The sequence below is a fragment of the Sphingobium sp. BYY-5 genome (genome assembly GCF_022758885.1).
Classification (GTDB): Bacteria; Pseudomonadota; Alphaproteobacteria; order Sphingomonadales; family Sphingomonadaceae; genus Sphingobium.
Genome location: NZ_JALEBH010000001.1, coordinates 1,140,792 through 1,161,633 on the forward strand (window position 1 = coordinate 1,140,792; position 20,842 = coordinate 1,161,633).

Sequence of the window (20,842 nt, forward strand, 5' to 3'; positions counted from 1 at the left end):
TCACTCCTTCAAGCCCCGGTGAGGCTTTGCAGTTGCAGGATCGGCAACAGGATGGACAGGATGATAACGGCGACAATGCCGCCCATCAGTATGATGATGATCGGCTCCAACATCGCCAGCGCCGCCGAGGTGAAGCTATCGAACTCGCGCTCCAGATACTCCGCAGCGCGCTCCAGCATCGTGTCGAGCCGCCCCGCGCTCTCCCCGCTCGCCGCCAGATAGACCAGCAGCGGCGGAAACACGCCCGCCCTGCGCAGTGCGGCCGACAGGCTGCCGCCGCCCCGGATCGCCTCGACAATCTCGTCAGATGCCTTGCGCAGCACCCGGTTGTGGACAGTGTTGGCGGTCAGCGAAAGACCCTCCATCAGGGGCAGACGGCTCGCCACCATGGTCGACAGGGTGCGCGCCATGCGCGCGGCGTGCAAATCACGGATCAATCTGCCGAATATAGGCAAACCCAATAACATGGCGTCGAAGCGATACCGGAAAGTCTCGATCTTCAACGCGCGCCACAAGCCCACGCCCGCCAGCACGATCAGGATCAACAGCAGCCACCAATAGCCCGCAAGAAAAGCGGAGATCGCCATCACCATCCGGGTCAGGAACGGCAATTCCTGCCCGACCGTATCGAACTGCTCGACCACCTTGGGCACGACGAAAATCATCAGCGCCGCGACCACGAACACGGCAAAGGTCGCCAGCACGGTGGGATAGGCAATCGCGGTCAGCACCTTGGACCGCATCACCGCCTGCCGCTCCATCAGGTCAGACAGGCGTTCCATGATCGTGGGCAGGCTGCCCGAACTTTCGCCGGCTGATATCATCGCGCGGTAGAGCGGCGGGAAACTCTTCGGCTCCGCGCCCAGCGCATCGGCCAGCCGCCGCCCTTCCAGCACGCCCGAATGCACCTTGCCCACGATCGTGCGAACATGATCCTGCTCGCTCTGTCGGCCAATCGTCCGCAGCGATTCCTCCAGCGGACTGACCTGGGTCAGTGTCGCCAGTTGTCGGGTGAAGAGCGTCAGTTCCTTGGCCGACAGGCGCGGGCTTCGCAGTGACAGGCCTGCCCGCTTGCGCGTAGCCACGACCGCGCCAGGCTCCAGCCGCACGATGAACAGTTTGCGCGCGTCGAGCTTTGCCCGCGCATCGTCGACCGTTTCCGCCTTGATCTTCCCAAGACGCTCCTTCCCCGTCGGGTCGATCGCCACATAGTCGAAATCAGCCATCGACGATGGTTTCCACCTCGGTTGAATCGCGCCGCGACACGCGGATCGCCTCCTCCGCCGTGGTCTGCCCGTCGCGCACCAGCGCCCGCGCCGCCGACCCCAGATTGGGGGCGTTCAGGAAGGCATGACGCGCGATCAGCGATTCATCGCCACCGTCATTGATGAGCCGGCGGATGGTGTCGTCCACCCGGATCGCCTCGAACACGCCGATCCGCCCCTTATACCCGCTACCGCTGCATTCCTCGCAACCGTGCGCCCTGTAGATGATCGTGCCGGGATCGAAGCCGAGCAGCGCACTCGCCGATTTGTCCGCCTGCACCGGCTCGCGACAATGCTGGCACAGGCGGCGCACCAGTCGCTGAGCGATCACGGCGCGCAGGGTAGAGGCGAGCAGGAACGGCTCGACCCGCATGTCGCGCATCCGGGTAATCGCGCCGACCGCGTCATTGGTGTGGACGGTCGAAAGCACCAGATGCCCGGTCAGCGACGCCTGCACCGCGATTTCCGCCGTCTCCCGATCGCGAATTTCACCGACCATCACCACGTCGGGGTCCTGGCGCAGGATGGCGCGCAGCCCCGCGGCGAAGGTCAGGCCGACCTTGGCATTGACCTGCGTCTGGCCGACGCCCTCGATCGCATATTCGACCGGATCTTCCACGGTCAGGATATTGCGGCTGCCGTCGTTCAGGGTGCGGAGGCCCGCATAGAGCGTGGTCGTCTTGCCCGAACCGGTCGGCCCGGTGACGAGAATGATGCCATTGGGTTCGCTCAACCCTTCGCGGAATATCCGGTCCGGCGCGCCGGTCATGCCCAGCAGGTCGAGCGTGATGCCCGCATTCTCCTTGTCGAGAATGCGCAGCACGACCCGCTCGCCCGCCCGGCTCGGCAGGGTCGATACGCGCACGTCGAGCAGCTTGCCGCCCAGGGTCAGGCCGATACGCCCGTCCTGCGGCACGCGCCGCTCCGCAATGTCGAGCCGCGCCATCACCTTGATCCGGCTGACCACCACCGGTGCGACATGCGGCGGCATCCGCAGCGTCTCGCGCAGCACGCCGTCGACGCGCATCCGTACGATCAGGCCCGTTTCATAGGGTTCGATATGGATGTCCGACACGCCCTGCCGCGCGGCCTCGGCGATGATCCCGTTGATAAGGCGGATGGCCGGCGCGTCGTCGGCGCTGTCGAGCAGGTCGTCGGCGGTCGGAATATCGGCGGCCAACATGTCCAGTTCGTCCGCGCCAACCTCCAGCGATCCCGCCATGGCCGCCGCGCTGCCCTCCATCGCATAATGATCGGACAGATGCCGGTCGAACTGTGCCGGCTCCACGAAGCGCACATCGAAACTGCGCGCCAGATGCCGGCGGACCTCCAACAGCACGCGCGGGTCACTTCCCTCGCGCACCGCGATCGTCAACCGCTCGCCTTCCAGCGGCAGCAATACGACACCATGCCTGCGCGCGAACGTGTAGGGAATGTCGATGGGACGCGGCGTGATGGCTGGGGAAATGACTTCGTCCTGGACGGGGTCGCTCATTTCCTTTCTCCGCTGGCGGGAATTTCAACGGGTCGCACCACGCCGCTCGACTTGCGGACGGTCGGCTCGATAATCTGTATCGGCTCGGCCGAAGCCTGCGGCTGTACCACCGCATCGCCGGGCTGGGGCGACGTGATCGGCGGGGTCGCGCCCATATAGTCGCGAACCAGTTCGTCGATCGTCGGCTCGCTGTCGGGGCTGCGTTGCAACTGCATCCCGCGCACATAGCCGTAGCGCTGCTGGGTCAGCCGCTGCGCATCCTCCTTCGACCGCAGGATGGTCGGACGGATGAAGACCATCAAATTGGTCTTGGTCCGGCTCTTGCTGCGCGACTTGAACAGTTCGCCGATGCCGGGGATATCGCTCAGCAGCGGGATGCGTTCGATCGTCTTGCGTTCATTATCGTCCAGCAGGCCACCGAGCGCGAGGATTTCGCCATCATCCACCGTGACCGTAGTCTCGATCTCGCGCTTGTTGATGATGAGGTCGCTGCTCGAATTGCTGACCGGTCCGGCCACGCTCGACACTTCCTGCTTCAAGAACAGCTTGATCGCGCCGCCGGTGTTGATCTGCGGCTTCACCTCCAGCTTGATGCCGACATCCTGCCGCTGCACGGTGCGGAACTGGTTGTCGAAATTCTGGCTCAGCGCCTCGCCGGTCGTTACCGGCACCTGTTGGCCGACCAGGATCGACGCCTTCTGATTGTCCAGCGTCATCACCGACGGCGTGGACAGCAGATTGCTTTCCGTATCGGATTTCACCGCATTGATGATCGCGCCGAAAATGCCGTTCCTGCCGATCTGGGTGCCAAGGCCCCCGATAATGCCGGTGGCGCTGGTCAGGCTGTCCACCGCCGCCTGCGTCAGGCTGTTGGACAGGTCGCTGTTCGTTTGCGTCTCGGTCGTGGTCCTCGTGCCGTCGGCCGCCACCACCGTCGTCGTGGTCGTGCCCAACTGGGTCGCGCCATAAGCCCCCGCGATCGTCAGCAGACTGGGGGAGGCGTTGGAATAGTTGGTCGCGGCAAAGCCTGTCGATGTGCTGCCCACCAGGAACTGCACGCCCAGCTTCTTGGCCGCCGCGTCGCTGATCTCCACGATGATCGCTTCCACCAGCACCTGTTCGCGGCGCGTATCGATCTGGCGGATGGTCTCGCCCAGCATCCGCTGTACGTCGCTGTTGGCCGCGACGATGATGGCGTTGGCGCCTTCATAGCGGGTGACGATCGCCGGACCGCGCGTGCTGATCCCGCCGCTGGAAGAGGATGATGACGATACCGCCGCCACCGGCACTGCCGCCTGCGACGCGGGCGCCGCGCTCTTTCCGCCCGCCGCCGGGAGCGACGCCGTCACGGGTTCGTTGGTGGACTGCCCCACCAGTTGCTGGAGAACCGGCAGCAGCTTTTCGGCATCGGCATGTTCCAGCCAATAGACACGGATTTCGGTGCCGCTGGCCGCCTGTCGGTCCAGCTCGCGCGCCATGTTGGCGAGCCGCGCCACGGTGTTGGCCTCCCCCCGGATCGCAACCGAATTGCTGCTGTCGATCGGCACCACCGTCGCGGCGGACGGCGCTGCATTCTCGCCACCGCCACCGCTCGCCACCAGCGCCTGGAGCGAGGTCGCAATCTCGCGCGCGCCGGCATTTTTCAGGCTGACCATCTGCGTCGCCGACGTATCGCGATCGATCCGTGCGATCACCTGGCGGATGCGGGCGATATTGTCGGCATAGTCGGCCACCACCACGCTGTTGCCCGCCCGGTTGGCGGTGACGGAGCCGTCCTTGCTCACCAACGGCCGCAGCGTTTCCAATGCGCTCGCCGCGTCGATCGACCGCAAGCGGAAGACTTCGGTGACGAAGCTGTTGCGATTGGCCGCCCGGCCGACGCCGCTCGGCTGGCCCGCCGCACCATCTGCCGGCTGGATACGATAGGCGCCGCCCGGTCCCGGCACCGCGACCAGTCCGTTGGCGCGCAGGGTCGACAGGAAAATCTCGAAATATTCGGAACGCGACAGCGGCCGGTCAGTCACTACCGACACCTTCCCCTGCACCCGATTGTCGATGATGAAGGTGCGCCCGGTGACGCGCGCGGCATCCTGAATGAAGGCGCGGATATCGGCATCGCGGACGTTCAACGTCTGCTGGGCCTGTGCCGGAGTGACAACCGGTGCGGCCAGAACAAGGGCCATGGCGGCCGAAAGGAGGAGTTTGCGGGTCATTGGCCTTGCACTATTAGGTTGATGGGGGCGACGACGGCGCCGCGCTCAACGCTCAGGGACAGACGCGCGCCGGGCGCGATCTTGTCTTGGATGTTGCCCATGTCGCCGACCGGCTGGCCGTCGACCTGGGTAATGACGTCGCCGGGCCGGAAGCCCGCATTGGCGAAGGCCGGCCCCTTGGACAGGACGGCCAGGCCCGTGACCCGGCCATTCTGCATTCGCGGCGCAAAACCGATGTCACGCTTGAGGCTTTCGACGGTGGGAGAGTCAACGCCAACCGGAGCGGGTGGCGGCGGAGCGGCGCTCTGCCACCCCCCGCCCGACCTCGCCGGGGCAGCGGCAGTCGGCACGGGCGCGGATTGATCGAGGAAGACCTGCTCTTCCGCGCCGCCGCGATCGATCGTCACATGGTCGAAGGCAACCGCCTTCAGGACCACGCCCGGCAATATCTCGTCCCCCACGGCAAAGCTGTTCTGCACGCCGTCGGGCGTCGCGATGATGGCCGATCCCAGCCCCGATCCTTCGTTGAGGCGAATGCCATAGACGGTCAGCGCCAGCGAAGTGACGACACCGCCGCCCTGTTGCGGCGCATCGGACCGAAAAAAGGGATCGAAACTGGCGAACAGCGCCTGACGCGCGCTGGCCGGCAGAAGCTGGGCCTGGCGTCCTTCCCACGGGCCGAAACTACCGATCGGCGTTAGCACCACCCAGATAAGGCGCACAATCTGCAACGCGAGCAACGCTAGCAGCAGTCGCTCACCCAGCTTCAGCCAGTCGATCGCGGGCACACCAGCTTTGAGACTGCGGATTCTGTCGCCAAACGGCACGCGCATAATATCAGATCGCCCCTCAAGTTCCCCCTTGCCTGCTAGGCAACTCTTCTTACTCAGAAATGACAGTTATGTGACTCGTATATGACATAGCAAGGCAAGAGCGACGGATGCTTGCATTTCGCACCATCAACGATAGCTAAACCCAGCCGAACCGTGTCTGTCTGTGAGAGGCCCGCCTTGTCCGATATTGCCGATCGCCCCAAAGCCGCCGATGCCGACCCCGCCTGGATCGCCGGCCATCCGCGCGTCCAGAAGCTGCCCAACCGGGAATTGACGCTGTTCATACAGCGGGATTTCCTCTCGGCCGAAGAATGCGCGGCTTTGATCGAGCGGATCGAAACGAACCGTCGTCCCTCCACCATCGCCGACGCCAATGGCGACGGCTATTTCCGTACCAGCGAAACTTGCGATCTCGATCCGGCGGATGCCTTCGTTGCCACCATCGACGCCAGGCTGTCGGCCTTTTCGGGGATCGATCCCCTCTATGGCGAACCGATTCAGGGCCAGCGCTATGCCGTGGGGCAGGAATTCAAGGCTCATACCGACTATTTCGATCCGAAGGGCGCGGATTATCTCCAATATTGCTCGGTCGCGGGCAATCGCACCTGGACGCTGATGGTCTATCTGAACGAACCGGCAGCGGGCGGCGCCACGCGCTTTGCGAAAGTCGGCAAGATGGTCCAGCCCGAAACCGGCAAGCTGCTCGCCTGGAACAACCGCATCGCACCGGGCGAACCCAATCCCGCCAGCCTCCACCATGGCATGAAGGTGCGGAGCGGCGTCAAGCATGTCATCACCAAATGGTATCGCGAACGCCCCTGGGGGTGATATCAGGATATATTGATGGGAACTCACGCCGACATGTTCCCCGGCGAAGGCCGGGGTCCAGTCCCACGGGCTGAACTGGACCCCGGCCTTCGGCCTACGGCCGAAGTTTATCCTGAGCGCCTGCTGCAAGCAGGCAGTCGAAGGGCCGGGGAACAACAATCAGTCGACCCTGATGAATCATCCTCTACCCAGCTTGGTATGAGCCGCAACTTGCCCGCGTTGGTCCGCCCAACCATCCTCTGGGACCTTCCAACATGGCCTATCGTTCCAGAACAGGAACAGCCGACCTGCCAAGGGCAGGCCGGCCGCCCGTCGATCAGAACACTACGGTCAGCGACGCCGCGATCGTCGTGCCGATCTTGTACCGGTTATAATAGACCCGGTTGCCGCCCAGTTGCTGGAACTCCTGGAACTTTCGGCCGGTGAGGTTGCGGGCTTCCAGCTTGAACTCGCTGTTGATCCCGCCCGGCAGCGTCACGCCCTGGCGTGCAACGAAATCCAGCGTCAGGCCGGGCCGTTCCTTGATGTCGGGTTGCAGGTTCGGCCCGCGGCTGGTGACGCGATCGCTGGCATAAGTCAGCATCAGCGTCTGCTGCGACAGCTTGTCCGTATCCTCCAGGCCGATCTGCAGATTGACCAGATGGTCCGACTGCCCCGTCAGCGGCGATCCGTTCACAAAATAATCCGACGCCGCCGGCAGGTCGCCGGTGGTATAGGTATAGGGAATGGTGGTGTCCCCTTCCTTCACCTTCAGCTTCGACTGGGTATAGGTGTAATTGCCGATCAGCACCACACGACGGCTCTGGAAGAAGGACGAGTCCATCCCGTCGAGCGGGATATATTTCTGCACTTCCAGCTCCGCGCCATAAAGCGTGGCTTCGGGCGCATTGGCAAAGCTGGTCGTCACCGCATAGGTATCGTTGATCGTCGTGAAGGTTTCGATCGGATTGTCGATCTTCTTGTAGAAGCCCGCGACCGTCACCCGCTCGTCACGCCCCATATACCATTCGCCGCGCACCTCGGCATTCCACAATTCGCTGTCCTGCAGGAACGGGTTGCCGCGATAGAAGCGGTTGGAGTCCGTATCGAGATAGGGCTGAGCGATCAGTTCGCGGAACTGCGGCCGGGCGATCGTCTTCGACCCGCTCGCGCGGAACTGCAATCCTTTTGCCGCTTCGAAAGTCAACGTCACGGCCGGCAGCCAATAATTTTTCTTGATCTCGTTGAATGGCGTCAGGCCAGTCGAATAAACATCGACGCCCGTTACCGACTGGCGACCCTTTTCGTAGCGGACACCGGCATTGACCGTCACGCCCGGAATAACTTCCGCCTGTAACTGACCATAACCGGCATGAACGCGCATGGCCGCATCATAGACCGGATAATTACCCGAAAATTCCAGCAGGCTGATATCGTAAAGCTGGATCGACGCATCCGACAACAGATAGTCGGGGCGCAGTTGCTGCACGGGGATCGGCAAATTGGTCGCATCGAAATGCAATTCGTACCGCGACGAGGTACGCTTGGTATCGGTAAAGGCATAACCCGCCGTCAGCGACACATTCGGCGAGAATTTATAGCTGAGGTCAGCCCCGGCCGACCACAGATCCTCGTTCAGGTCGCTGAAGGTGATCGACGCATCGCCACGCTGGCGATTAAGCGCGTTGATGAAGCGATCACCAACCGGGTCGATCGCCGTGTCGATATTAGAGCGCACATATTCGAAATCGCGCTCATAGGGCGCTTCACGCTGCGAATTGGCATAACCGCCGCGCAGGTCGAGACTCAGGGCGTCGCTCAGCTTGAACTCACCGACCATCTGCGTGTCGATCAGTTGGCGCTCATACCAGGCGGTGCTCTGGTTCATATAGTCCGCACCCTGGATCTGGCCGTCGTTTCGGCCGATCGATAGAGCGCTGCGCTTGAGCGTGTCGCGGATATAGAGGTTGGTCCAGCGCAGTTTCTGGTTGCCCAGTTCCAGGCCGAAACCGAGCAGGGCGTTCACCGTCACCTCGTTGTCGGTGCTGATCTGGTGATAATCCTTGCCCGCGCCCTGCGACACATCAAGCGACGCCTGCTGGATATTATCGCGGGTGCGCCACTTGTTGCTGTAGCTGGCCGTAGCCAGGATGCCGAACCGCCCATCGCTGCCCACGTCGAACGCCGTGCCGCCATTGAACGAGCCGGAGAAGTTGAAGGGCAGACTGTTGGTCCGCTGCAATACCGATGTGTTGCTGTTCTGGAACTGCATCGCGATGGCGCGCAGGTCTGACCGCGGCATGTTAGAGAACGGCGTGCCGCTACCGATCGCCTGCTTCAGCAGACCAGGCACATCGCGCGTCCCGTCGTCGAAGCCGGTCCAGTCTGATTTGCTGCCATAATGGGTATAGCCCATCTGGCCTGACGTTTCGGTATTGGCCGAACTGCCGGCGCTCAATTCCAGATAGCTTTCGGTCGGGATAGCCTTGGTCGTCAGGTTGATGACGCCGCCGCCGAACTCACCGGGAAAATTGGCCGAATAGCTTTTCTGCACCAGGGTGGAGGCGATGACGCTGGTGGGAAAGATATCCAGCGGTACGACACGCTTCAGCGGTTCGGGGCTGGGTAGCGGCGAACCGTTGAGCAGCGCCAGCGAATAACGGTCGCCAAGGCCACGAACATAGACATAGCCGCCCGACACGACCGACAGGCCGGTCACGCGCTGCAGCGAACCGGCGATGTCACCCTCGCCCGTGCGCTTGATGTCGGCGGCCGACAGGACGTTCACCACCTGCGCCGCGGCCTGGGAGATGTTCGCGGTACGGCGACCGGTGACGACGATATCGGCGCCGGGGATCGCCACATCGACTCTGCCCGACTGGGCATCGGCTTCCTCGGAAGCGGTGGGCACGCCCGGTGTCACCGAACCGGCCGGTTCCGAGCCGGTCGGCGCGTTCTGCGCCATGGCTGCGGGCGCGACCAGCGCGGTGGAAATCAGAAGCAGGCGCGCCAGGCTCAGCGGCATCGACATGAAGGTTCCCCTATAGAATTCAGAGCAAAGAGGGCGGGAAAGCGCCAATGAACGCTCTCCCGCCCCTATTGAGGTCAGGTCCGTCCGATCAGGTCGTCGGAATGGCCGTGCAGGCCCTGCTGCTGTTGCCGAAGTTCGCCGTCACCGAATTGCAGGTCCAGCCCGCATACCAGGTGTCGTTGCTGTCCTTGACCGCGCCGACATAATTGGTCGTGGTGAAATTGCTGTCGATCGTCTTCGGGTCAGTTGCCACCAGCGCCGTTTCGGTCGCGCCGTTGATGAACAGGCTGGTCAGCGACGGCGTATAGGTGATCGTGCTGTTCGGGCCGGCTTCGAAGATCGAACGGACGGTGGCGGCATCGACGCCACGCTCACCCCTGAATGGTGTCGCTGCGAGACACTGCATCGCCACCGAAATGTAGCGCGGCTTGCCGGCATCCTGCAAAGCCGTATCGGCGTCACGAACGGTCGTGGCGCTGTCGATACGCAGGCAGGTCTGGGTCGGGCTGACGATCAGGCCGTTGACCAAGTTCAGGTCCGCGCCGCCGCGCAGCAGCATCGCCGAACCGTTGCTGCCGCTGGTCGAGCGGTTGATCCAGGTGAAGTTGGCGACCTTCACGAACTGGCGCGGCAGGGCGTCTTCGCCATTATTCGACGCCGAACCACCGTTCGAGTCGGTTTCCATGAAGCTGTCGCCGATATTGTTGCCGTCGCGCTGAACGCCGATCACATATTGGATGGTGCCGCGATAGCCGACGTCGGTGTCCAGATTATCGTCTTCGTTGCCGGTCAGCACCAGGTAACGCGGATGGACCGAACCACCGAAGATTTCGATGCCGTCGTCCGAGCTGTTGTGGACCTGGATATGGTCAAGGACAGTGCCGGTGCCGACACCGGAGGGGGTCAGGCCCTGCAACTCGCTCGAACCCGACAGGACGAAGCCCGAATAGCGGATCTGGACATAGGACATGCGGCCCGAATTGTCGGCGTCGTTCGCGCCGCCATAAAGAGCGCCGCTCGCGCCTTCGGTGTCGCGTTCGCAGGCCGTGGTGCCCGGCGCGGCGGCCGGAGCGGCACAGTCGGTGATCCTGCCGCGACCGAGCAGCACGACGCCGCCCCACTGGCCCGACGACTGGTCCGTCGCGGTGCCCAGCACATTTTCACGGCTGGTGAAGATGATCGGCTGGCTGGCGGTGCCGACCGCGTTAATCTTGTTGCCGCGATTGACGGCCAGGAAGGTGTTGCCGGTGCCGGCGAAGATGACCACACCCGGATCGATCGTCAGCGTGACGTTGGTATTGGTGCTGGCGGCGCCCTGGTCGGTGCCGACGTCGACGCGACCGGGCATCGAATAGATCACGCCGGCGACCTTGGCGATCGCGGTCGAGCTGTTGAAGCGCGCGGGGAAGGCACAGTTGCGCCAGGTGTTGGTGCCGTCCGAAATCGTGCCGAGATCGCTCAACTGGTCCGAACCGGTAATGGTCGGGCAATTCGCCGCCGGAGTCACTGCGGTCGGTGTAGGCGTCGGGGTGGGTGTAGGAGTCGGCGTTGGGGTCGGCGTCGGAGCGGGAATGACGATCGTGCCTTCGCCTGGCGAAGAAATGTCGTCCGCACCGCAGGCGCTCAGGCCTACGCAGGCGCAACTCGCCATCAGGATCGTGTGGATACGGTTAATCTTGGCCATGTCGTCTCCGCTCCGGCTTTGCCGGGTTGTTGAAATGCGGAGCGCAGGGGAAACTCGACTCGGACAACGCCCCCTGTCGCCCTCTTCCGGGGCAGGTAGGGACGGCAAATGACACGATCATTCTGTTTCAATGACAAAACAGAGACTTTAAAATGACAATTTAACGACTTTCCTTCCAGCTTCAGGCCGGCACCCGCGCAAAAGGGCGCCACCCTGGCCGGGTGACGCCCTCTATTCCCCACACCTGTTCCCGAAGAAATCAGCGCATCGCATAGCTCGGATTGAGGCGACCAAGCGCCCGCGCGGCAATATCGCGCGAGGATTCCTGGTTGCCGTTCGCCAACACCAGCGTCACTTCCGGAGCGAAGCGGGCAGCGCGATAGGCTTCGCGGGCCTGCGCCATCTTGCCCATGCCGGCATAGGCACTACCCAGATTGATGAGGCGGGCAGGATCATTCTCGCCATAAACCGGCATCGGCGCCAGCTTGCGCAGCGCATCCTCGAAACGACCGGCCGTCAGCGCTTTTGCAGCCAGACCGCCATCGGGAACGCCCACGACGACCATCTCCTCAGGCGCTGCCTGAGCCATGCCCGGCGCCATTGCGGCCAGCACCAGCCCCATCATTACAGCGGCCTTCCTCATCTCAAAATCTCCTCGAAAAAACTTTCTAATGTAGCGAGAAGTATTTCATTTAGATGACATCAGGGCAAGGTAGCCACGACACCCAAAATTGCTTTTTCTTTAATTAAAAAACAATGGCTTATGAATTTTACGCGAGACTGTCATAAAACAGTAATTTAAATGAATTGCAGATTCGACCATCGATTCGAATCGCACTGCCCCTCCACGCGACACGCCGCCGTGCGCGCTCATAAGAGTCTCGATGATGATGAAAGGGTCCGGAGGCTTCTGTTGCCCGGCGCCTCCGGGGGCCGCTGAATTCCCTTCTGTTGCCCGGTGGGTTCAACCGCGCTATTTTAGAATAATGTCAGGCCGCGAGGCCCTCAATTACGCTGCAATGGCGAGTGCTTCGTTATCGTTGGCACTTATGAGTTTTGCACAGTTTAACGGCTTACACGGGCCGGGTAAAAACATCGCCTTTGAACACACGTCGATCCTAGTTCGGCCCCATCAGAGATCCCGCCTCAAAGACGGGACTTGTGGTGGAACCGCCGGGTACTGCCCCCGGGTCCGCTGCGTCTATTATACGACACAATTTATCACCATAGCCGGGCGAACCCGGCAGTCCCTATATGGCGCGCGACGGCCCGTTTATCAAGTCATTCACGCCGGGAGGGAAAAGTCCGCATGTGCATCATGGCCATGGCATGGAACGCGCATCCGCGCTGGCATCTGATCCTGATCGGCAATCGTGACGAATATCATGCCCGCCCGGCAGCGCCGATCGCCCGCTGGCAGGATCGACCGGGCCTGATCGCCGGACGTGACCTGCAATCGGGCGGCACATGGCTTGGCGTGTCCGAAGCCGGGCGCGTGGCGATCGTCACCAATCTGCGCGGTTATGGCGACCCCCGGCCCGATCACGTGTCCCGCGGCGCGCTGGTGACGGATCTGCTGGCGGGTGACGGCCCCTATGCGGATGTCGCACAGGCAGCCTTCGATGATTTCAACCCGTTCAACCTCATCCTGATCGATCGCGACCGCGCGCACTTCCTCACCAATCGACCGGCCCCGCTGCACACCACCCTGACGCCGGGCCTATACGGCCTCTCCAACGGCGCGCTGGACGCACCCTGGCCCAAGACGCTGGCGCTGAAAGCCGCCCTTCTCGCCTGGCTGACGCAGGGCGCGGAAGAACCCGAACGCCTGCTCGACGCATTGCGCATCGAAACCCTCCCCGACGCCGGCATCGCCCCCGCCATGCCCTCCGACGCCCCGGATGAAGCCGCCGCCTCCCCGATCTTCATCCGCAGTCCCGTCTATGGCACCCGGTGCAGCACGGTCGTTGCGATCGACCATAATGGACAGGGCCGCATTGCCGAGCGCCGCTTCGATGAAAATAGTCGGATTGCGGGAGAGTCTGAGAAACGCTTCTCCTGGTAGAGGGCGCAGCCACCTGTCTTCTCTCCCTTCCCGCTTCCCCCCGCGCGCATCCCGCGCTAAAGCCCTGTTCCCATGATCCTCGTCATCGACAATTATGACAGCTTCACCTGGAACCTGGTCCATTATCTGATGGAATTGGGGGCTGAGGTGGAAGTCGTCCGCAACGACGCCATTTCCGCCGGACAGGCGCTTTCCAGCGGCGCCAAGGCCTTCCTGCTGTCGCCCGGCCCCTGCACGCCCAATGAAGCCGGGGTCAGCCTGGATCTGGTCGCCGCCTGCGCCGATGCGGGCGCGCCGCTGCTGGGCGTGTGTCTGGGGCATCAGGCGATCGGCCAGCATTTCGGGGGCAAGGTGGTGCGCGGCGGCCTGATGCACGGCAAGACATCGCCTGTCAGCCACGACGGCACCGGCCTGTTCGAAGGGCTTCCATCGCCCTTCACCGCGACCCGCTATCATTCGCTGATCGTCGAGGACATTCCCGACAGCCTGATCGTCAACGCCACCAGCGCGGACGGCTCCGTCATGGCCTTCCGCCACGCGACCCTGCCGATTCATTCGGTGCAGTTCCACCCGGAAAGCATCGCGACGGAATATGGGCATGAGATGCTGGCCAACTTCCTGCGGATCGCCGGCCTGCCCGTGCGGGAGCGCGAGGCGGCCTGACGCTGTCCTATCCGAACCGGCCGGGCTATACTGGCTCGGCCGCTTTGCGGATATTACGGTAATAGGAAATCATATTTCAAAATCTGCGGGAAATGTGCGAAGTTAAGCGCGATCGCCCCCTCGACACTGCCGCCCACGGAAGACTAAGGCAGGCCCGATGACCAGCCTGCCCGATCCTTCCTCGCCACTATCAGTCGATGTCGCCGCACAGGCGTTCGACCTGTTGTTCGACGCCGACCTGCCCGAAGCGGATATTGCCGCCTTCCTCGTCACCATGGCGCGACGCGGTGAGAACGCGATCGAGATCGCCGCCGCAGCTCGCGCCATGCGCGCGCGCATGATCCCGGTCGAAGCGCCCGAAGGCGCGATCGACGTCTGCGGCACCGGGGGTGACGGCCACCATACGCTCAACGTCTCGACCGCCGTCAGCCTGGTTGTCGCGGCTGCCGGCGTGCCGGTCGCCAAGCATGGCAACCGCGCGGCGTCCTCCAAGGCAGGCGCCGCCGACACGCTCGAAGCGTTGGGCCTGAACCTCGACCGCGCCGCCGCGACCGCGCAAGCCACCCTCGCCGACCTCGGCATCTGCTTCCTCTTTGCGCAGAACTACCATCCGGCGCTGAAACGCCTCGGCCCGATCCGCAGGGCGATCGGCGAACGCACCATCTTCAACCTGATGGGGCCGCTCGCCAATCCGGCCAATGTCCGTCGCCAACTCGTCGGCATCGCCCGCCCGGCCTATGTCCCCATCTATGCCGAAGCGCTCGCCGAACTGGGCGTCGATCGGGCGATGATCGTCTCCGGCGACGAAGGGCTGGACGAACTGTCCCTCGCCGGCGGCAACGACCTGGCGGAAGTGAAGGATCACAGCCTGGTCGCCATGCACCGGCTGACCGCCGCAGATCTTGGCCTTTCAACCCATCCGGTCGAGGCGATTCGCGGCGGCGACGCCGCCCATAACGCCGCCGCCCTGCGTGCGCTGCTGCAAGGCCAGCCGGGGCCGTATCGCGACGCGGTGCTGCTGAACGCCGCCGCCGCCCTTGTGATCGCCGATGCCGTACCCGATCTTCGCGAGGGTGTGGAGGAAGCCGCCGAAACCATCGATCGCGGCCTTGCCAACGCCCTTCTGAATTGCTGGATTGCTTATACATGACCAACAAGCTCATCGAGATTTGCGATTTCAAGCGCGAGGATGTCGTCCGCCGCAAGGCAGCGACCACCGTCGCTGCGCTCCACGCCCGCGCCAGCGAACAGACGCCCCCGCGCGGCTTCCGCAAGGCGCTGGACGATGCCGCACGCTCCGGTTTCGGCCTGATCGCGGAAGTGAAGAAGGCGAGTCCCTCAAAGGGGCTGATCCGCGCCGATTTCGATCCCCCCGCCCATGCGCAGGCCTATGCGGCAGGCGGCGCCGCCTGCCTCTCGGTGCTGACCGACGAGCCTTATTTTCAGGGGCATGACGATTATCTGATGGCCGCGCGGTCGGCCTGCGCGCTGCCGGTGCTGCGCAAGGATTTCATCATCGATCCCTGGCAGGTGCTGGAAAGCCGCTCGCTGGGTGCCGATGCCATCCTCATCATCGTCGCCGCCCTGGACGACGGTCAGATGCAGGAGATTGAAGACGCCGCCCTGGGCCTGGGCATGGACGCCCTGATCGAAGTGCATGACGAGAGCGAACTGGAGCGCGCCCTCAAGCTCCGTTCGCGTCTGATCGGCGTCAATAATCGCGACCTGCGCGACTTCAGCGTCGATTTCGCCCGCACCTATGAACTGGTGGGCAAGGCGCCCGAAGGCTGCACCTTCGTCGCCGAAAGCGGCCTCACCAGCCATGCCGACCTCACCGCCATGGCGGATCATGGCGTACGCTGCTTCCTGGTGGGCGAGACACTGATGCGTCAGACCGATGTCGAAGCGGCGACCCACGTCCTGCTGACGGGCGAATGACCAAGCTCACCCATCTTGACGATGACGGCGCGGCCCGCATGGTCGATGTCTCCGCCAAGGCGGTAACGGCCCGCGAAGCTGTCGCTTCCGGTCGGATCGACATGAGCGGGGAAGCGGCGAAGGCCATCGCCGACGGACTCGTCAAGAAGGGCGACGTGCTCGCCGTGGCGCGGGTGGCCGGCATCATGGCCGCCAAGCGTACCGCCGACCTCATTCCCCTCTGCCACCCGATCGCGCTTAGCGCCGTGACGGTCGATTTCGTATCGGACGACAGCGGCGTCACCGTCACCGCCACCGCCCGCACCGCCGGCCAGACCGGGGTGGAGATGGAGGCTATGACCGCCGCCTCGGTCGCGCTTATGACCGTCTATGACATGGCAAAAGCAGTCGATAAGGGAATGATAATCGGGAATATTCGCTTGATCGCCAAGACCGGCGGAAAGTCGGGCGACTGGCGACGCAGCCCATGAGCCTGCTGCCGGTCGCGCAGGCGCAGGCGCGTCTTTTCGCCCTCGCCCGCCGCCTTCCGACCGTAACGGTGCCGGTTGCCCATGCGGTCGGCCGCTGGCTGGCGCAGGATATAGTCGCGCTGCGCGACCAGCCCTGGGCCGATCTATCCGCCATGGACGGCTATGCGGTGCGTGCCGCCGAATATCCCGGCCCCTGGCGCGTCATCGGCGAAAGCGCGGCCGGTACGGCCATCCTTCCCCCGCTCGCTCCCGGCGAAGCCTGCCGCATCTTCACCGGCGCTCCGCTTCCTCCCGGTGCCGACGCCATCCTGATCCAGGAAAATGCGACCCGTGAGGGCGACCGGTTGGCGGCCAATGCCGATCCGCTCCCTGCCCGTCGCCATATCCGCGCCGCCGCATCGGACTTCGCGCGCGATGCGCTGCTGCTAAAAACCGGCACGCGCATCGGCCCAGCCCAGATCGCGCTCGCCGTGCTGGCCGGCCACGGCAGCCTGCCGGTCGGCGGCCGACCAAAGGTCGCACTGCTTTCCACCGGCAACGAACTGGTCCCGCCGGGCATGGCGACACCGCCCGGCTTCCTTCCTTCCTCCAACGCCCCGATGCTTGCCGCGATGCTGGCTGGCCTGCCCTGCGACGTGATCGACCTCGGCATTGTCCCCGACGATCTCGACGCCATGGTCACCGCGCTGAAGCGCGCCGCCGAAGCCGATATCATCGTTTCCACCGGCGGCGCATCGGTCGGCGATCATGATCTAGTCCGCCCCGCCTTTGCCAAGGCAGGCGGTTCGCTCGATTTTTGGAAGATCGGAATGCGCCCCGGCAAACCGTTGATGGCCGGACGCCTGGGCGACTCGCTGTTCCTTGGCCTGCCGGGCAATCCGGTATCGGCCTTTGTCACCGGCACCTTGTTCCTGCTGCCGCTTGTGCGCCATATCTGCGGTGCGGCCGATCCGCTGCCGCCGATGGGCGAAGCGCTGCTCGCTTCCCCCCTGCCCGCCACCGGCGAGCGGGACGATTATCTCCGTGCCTGGCGCAGCCCGGACGGCGTCGTCTCCGTCACCTCGCAGGACAGCGCCGCCACCGCCGCCATGGCCATGGCCGACTGCCTCATCCTGCGGCCCGCCGGATCGCCCGCCGCCCAACCAGGTGAACGAGTCGCTATACTGCCCATCCCATGAAAAAGGGGCCGTCGCGCGGCCCCTTTTCCGGTGATATATCTGGACAATCAGCGTTGCTGCTTGTTGCCCGGCGCCTGATCCTGACGACGTTCATCGCCCATCTGGCCCTGCCGGTTCTCCTGCTGCTGCTGACGGTCGCGCTGACCGCCGCTACCCTGCTGATCCCGACGCTGGTGCTTGTCCTGATCCTTCTGGTTAGGCATTGTGACTCTCCTATAGCCCTTTTGCGGAGGGCGAAGGCAGAACCCCTGGTTGCAGCGCCTGTTCCTCCGAATGCGACCAGCCGTTCAACGCTTGACTAATCCCGATGTGTTTCCTATGCGTTCTTCATACGTTCCACGGAGGACCGCAGCGATGTTGACGCCCAAACAGCAGGAATTGCTGAGCTTCATTCAAACTCGGCTGGAGGAGGGCGGCGTGTCGCCCTCGTTCGAGGAGATGAAGGACGCGCTCGACCTGCGTTCCAAATCCGGCATCCATCGCCTTATCAACGCGCTGGAAGAGCGCGGCTTCATCCGCCGTCTGCCCAACCGCGCCCGCGCGCTGGAAGTGCTGAAACTGCCCGACGCCATGCATCGCGCGACCGCGCCGGTCATCGCGCCCCAGCCCAGGTCCGCACCCACTCCGCCGTCCATTCTGCCCGTCGCAGCCAATGACGTGATCGAAATCCCGCTGCACGGCCGCATCGCCGCCGGCGTCCCGATCGAGGCGATGGAGGGGCAGACCATGCTCTCCGTCCCTGCCGCCCTGCTCGGCGCGGGCGATCATTATGCGCTGGAAGTGTCAGGCGACTCGATGGTCGAGGCTGGCATACTCGACGGCGACTTTGCCCTGATCCAGCGCACCGAAGTCGCACGCGAAGGCCAGATCATCGTCGCGCTGATCGACGAAGCGGAAGCCACGCTCAAATATTTCCGCCGCGAAGGCAGCAAGGTCCGGCTCGACCCGGCCAACGCCGCCTATGAACCGCAAATCTACGATCCCCGCCAGATCCGCATCCAGGGTAAATTGGCCGGTCTGCTGCGCCGTTATAATTAAGATTTCGGTCTTCCCGGACGCACGATCCAGGGATGCCCGTCACCCGGCCGGTGGACGGTGTGAACTTCGCCATTTTTCAGGGTGATAGACAGGCCGCCGGTGCGCATCAGCAACCGGCGGTCGATCTTCATCCAGCGCGGACGGCACCAGCGCGGCAGACCGCGATCGCTGACGACGATATCCGCCGCCGCACAATCCCGCGCAAAATCCTGCCGGGCGATCAGCACGTCGCTGCGGGTGAAGAGCAGTCGCCAGTTGCGGCCTTGCCCGTCCTTCAGCCTGACGGCGCAAAGGTCCGGCGAACATCGCGCCTCCGGCAACGCCGAAATGGCCTCCAGCGCCCCGTCATAGCCCGCGCTTTCGGACAGGACGTCACGAACATAGTCGCCCGCCCGATCCCGGAGAATCGCCATCCCCTTCCCGGCCCGCACCGCCACATGCCGCCCGTCGCCGGTGATGAAAATGTCGGGCGGCGACGCGGCAAAGGTCGCGACGATACCGATTACTACCGGCACAAGCCCAACCCAACGCACACCCGTTCGCCATAACAGGCACCAGAGCAATCCAATGATCGTCATGCCGAACAATGCCATGCCCATGGTCGGCGCAAGCAATGTCGCCATCGGGCTGGCGGCCACGCCATGGGCGATCAACAGTAGAAAATCCAACGCCTTCTGCGTCAGCCACCAGGCTGGTGCGCCCAGTCCCACCACATCCAGCAGCAGCGCCAGCGCCTCCAACGGCATCACCACGAAGGTGGTGAGCGGAATCGCGATCAGATTGGCGAAAGCTCCCAGCAGGCCCGCCTTGTGGAAATGGAACAACGCAATCGGCATCAGCACCAGTTCAACGGCGATGCCGGTCGCCAGCAGAACCGCCAGGCCCCGCCCAAGCTTGCGAAGCATTCCCTCATCACGCGCCGCCGCAAAGAGGCGAAAGCGCGGATGCTCCGCCAGCGCCACCAGTGCGGTCACTGCGGCGAAGCTCATCTGGAAACTTGGTCCGACCAGCGCCTCAGGCCACAGTGCCAGCACGATCAGCGCGCCCGTGGCCACCAGCCGCAGAGTGACGGCATCGCGCCCCATCGCCAGCCCGCCCAGCACCAGCAGCGCAGCCACGCAGGATCGCACCGTCGGCACCTCAGCCCCGGTCAGCAGGGTATAGCCAATGCCCGCCAGCGCCCCGCCCGCGGCCGCGATCAGCATCAGCGGCCAGCCAAGTGCGGCCCACTGGCTCAACGCCATGATCCGCATCAACAAGAAGATCACCGCACCGATCAGCGCCGTCACATGCAGCCCGCTGATCGACAGCAGATGCGCCAGTCCGCTGCGCCGCATCGCTTCCGCATCGGTTTCGGATATGGCGCCCTGATCCCCGGTGGCCAATGCGGCCGCTATTCCTTCGGCCGGGCCATCCACCCTTTCCAGGATATGACCGAACAATCGTGCCCGCAGTGGCGGCGGCGCGGTCGAAGGTCGCAGCACCTCGACCGGCTTCAACGCCTTGCCCGTCGCGCCGATCCCCAGGAAATAGGCGCGGGCGGCGAAATCATAGCCGCCCGGCACGCTCGGCGGCGCGGGCGGCATCAATCGCACCCGAAAGCGGACGCGCGCGCCCTCCCCCAGCCCGGCCGGCACATCGGCATCGGCGATATTCACCCGAACCACCTCCGGCAATCCGGGCGCATCGACCGGACGCAGCATGACCCGCACCATCGCCTGCGCCGGGACCGGCCGCAGCGAAGTGACATCGCCGGAGAGTTGCACGAAGGTCGCCTTGACGAGCGGCTGCTGCCCGAACAGCACCGCCTTGCCCCAGACCAACAGACAACCGATACAGGCCAATATTGCGCCCGCGACGATCATCCGCCGCAAACGACCACCAATCGGCAGCATGACGCCCAGACAGGCGATCGCGAGCGCACCACAGCAAAAAGCCAGCCAGCCCATGGCATGGGGCAGCACGAACCAGGCAGCAATGCCCGCGCCCAACCCCACCGGCGCCCACAGCCCAAGCTGCTCCCGCTCTCGCTCCAGCCAGCTTTCCACTGCGGCAAGACCAGCCCGCGACAACGCCGCCAGCCTCCAGCCAAGGGAGGTTTGTCGTGGCTCAAAAGCCATGCTAGGGGGCATCGCATCCATGGGTCAGCAAGGCGAATGTCA

Annotated in this window: 17 protein-coding genes and 1 other RNA gene; 8 read left to right on the plus strand and 10 right to left on the minus strand. The window is 64.0% G+C overall.

Annotated elements, in window-relative coordinates; all coding sequences use genetic code 11:
• Positions 1-8: 8 nt before the first annotated feature.
• The 4 genes from gspF to MOK15_RS05435 are packed head-to-tail and all read right to left on the minus strand — an operon-like array spanning position 9 to position 5,806.
• Positions 9-1,226 carry a type II secretion system inner membrane protein GspF gene (gene gspF / locus MOK15_RS05420; RefSeq protein ID WP_242930664.1) on the minus strand — a complete coding sequence of 406 codons (1,218 nt, stop codon included), beginning with the start codon at positions 1,224-1,226 and terminating at the stop codon, positions 9-11.
• Entirely contained in the window at positions 1,219-2,760 is a 1,542-nt protein-coding gene (gspE, locus tag MOK15_RS05425; protein WP_242930665.1) for a type II secretion system ATPase GspE, read from the minus strand. Before gspE ends, gspF begins: the two co-directional genes overlap by 8 nt.
• Positions 2,757-4,973, minus strand: coding sequence for a type II secretion system secretin GspD (gene gspD / locus MOK15_RS05430; protein WP_242930666.1), 2,217 nt, complete (start codon positions 4,971-4,973; stop codon positions 2,757-2,759). The genes gspE and gspD overlap by 4 nt, the downstream gene beginning before the upstream one ends.
• Positions 4,970-5,806 (minus strand): type II secretion system protein N, encoded by an 837-nt coding sequence (locus MOK15_RS05435; RefSeq protein ID WP_242930667.1) that lies wholly within the window; start codon positions 5,804-5,806, stop codon positions 4,970-4,972. The genes gspD and MOK15_RS05435 overlap by 4 nt, the downstream gene beginning before the upstream one ends.
• Before the next feature lie 186 nt (positions 5,807-5,992).
• Here MOK15_RS05435 and MOK15_RS05440 point away from each other — a divergent pair, with 186 nt between their 5' ends.
• Positions 5,993-6,634, plus strand: coding sequence for a 2OG-Fe(II) oxygenase (locus tag MOK15_RS05440; protein ID WP_242932640.1), 642 nt, complete (start codon positions 5,993-5,995; stop codon positions 6,632-6,634).
• Between the two features lie 316 nt (positions 6,635-6,950).
• On the opposite strand, the gene MOK15_RS05445 is transcribed toward MOK15_RS05440, so the two are convergent.
• The 4 genes from MOK15_RS05445 to ssrA all read right to left on the minus strand — a co-directional run bounded on the left by MOK15_RS05445 (position 6,951) and on the right by ssrA (position 12,612).
• On the minus strand, positions 6,951-9,644 hold the full coding sequence (locus MOK15_RS05445) for a TonB-dependent receptor (RefSeq protein ID WP_242930668.1): 2,694 nt from the start codon (positions 9,642-9,644) through the stop codon (positions 6,951-6,953).
• Between the two features lie 88 nt (positions 9,645-9,732).
• Entirely contained in the window at positions 9,733-11,328 is a 1,596-nt protein-coding gene (locus MOK15_RS05450; protein ID WP_242930669.1) for a hypothetical protein, read from the minus strand.
• A 259-nt stretch (positions 11,329-11,587) separates the two neighbouring features.
• Positions 11,588-11,971 (minus strand): tetratricopeptide repeat protein, encoded by a 384-nt coding sequence (locus MOK15_RS05455; RefSeq protein WP_242930670.1) that lies wholly within the window; start codon positions 11,969-11,971, stop codon positions 11,588-11,590.
• 294 nt (positions 11,972-12,265) lie between these two features.
• Positions 12,266-12,612: a transfer-messenger RNA gene (gene ssrA, locus MOK15_RS05460) on the minus strand.
• Between the two features lie 25 nt (positions 12,613-12,637).
• Between ssrA and MOK15_RS05465 the strand changes: the two genes are divergently transcribed.
• The 6 genes from MOK15_RS05465 to glp all read left to right on the plus strand — a co-directional run bounded on the left by MOK15_RS05465 (position 12,638) and on the right by glp (position 17,642).
• Positions 12,638-13,393, plus strand: coding sequence for an NRDE family protein (locus MOK15_RS05465; protein ID WP_242930671.1), 756 nt, complete (start codon positions 12,638-12,640; stop codon positions 13,391-13,393).
• A gap of 72 nt (positions 13,394-13,465) precedes the next feature.
• Positions 13,466-14,056: an aminodeoxychorismate/anthranilate synthase component II gene (locus MOK15_RS05470; RefSeq protein ID WP_242930672.1), complete on the plus strand. Its 591-nt coding sequence runs from the start codon at positions 13,466-13,468 to the stop codon at positions 14,054-14,056.
• A gap of 157 nt (positions 14,057-14,213) precedes the next feature.
• Positions 14,214-15,206, plus strand: a complete 993-nt coding sequence (gene trpD, locus MOK15_RS05475) for an anthranilate phosphoribosyltransferase (RefSeq protein WP_242930673.1) — start codon at positions 14,214-14,216, stop codon at positions 15,204-15,206.
• Positions 15,203-15,994: an indole-3-glycerol phosphate synthase TrpC gene (trpC, locus tag MOK15_RS05480; protein ID WP_242930674.1), complete on the plus strand. Its 792-nt coding sequence runs from the start codon at positions 15,203-15,205 to the stop codon at positions 15,992-15,994. Before trpD ends, trpC begins: the two co-directional genes overlap by 4 nt.
• The gene (gene moaC, locus MOK15_RS05485) at positions 15,991-16,464 is read left to right on the plus strand and encodes a cyclic pyranopterin monophosphate synthase MoaC (protein WP_242930675.1); all 474 of its coding nucleotides are present in this window, start codon (positions 15,991-15,993) and stop codon (positions 16,462-16,464) included. The genes trpC and moaC overlap by 4 nt, the downstream gene beginning before the upstream one ends.
• Entirely contained in the window at positions 16,461-17,642 is a 1,182-nt protein-coding gene (glp, locus tag MOK15_RS05490) for a gephyrin-like molybdotransferase Glp (protein ID WP_242930676.1), read from the plus strand. Before moaC ends, glp begins: the two co-directional genes overlap by 4 nt.
• Positions 17,643-17,689: 47 nt before the next feature.
• Here glp and MOK15_RS05495 read toward each other — a convergent pair whose 3' ends face one another.
• A complete protein-coding gene (locus MOK15_RS05495; RefSeq protein ID WP_242930677.1) occupies positions 17,690-17,845 on the minus strand; it encodes a hypothetical protein in 156 nt (51 codons plus the stop codon).
• A gap of 151 nt (positions 17,846-17,996) precedes the next feature.
• On the opposite strand from MOK15_RS05495, the gene lexA reads away from it, so the two are divergent.
• Complete coding sequence (gene lexA / locus MOK15_RS05500) at positions 17,997-18,680, plus strand: transcriptional repressor LexA (protein ID WP_242930678.1); 684 nt, start codon at positions 17,997-17,999, stop codon at positions 18,678-18,680.
• Here lexA and MOK15_RS05505 read toward each other — a convergent pair.
• Entirely contained in the window at positions 18,677-20,800 is a 2,124-nt protein-coding gene (locus MOK15_RS05505; RefSeq protein WP_242930679.1) for a ComEC/Rec2 family competence protein, read from the minus strand. The two genes, lexA and MOK15_RS05505, sit on opposite strands and share 4 nt — an antisense overlap.
• Positions 20,801-20,842 lie beyond the last annotated feature (42 nt).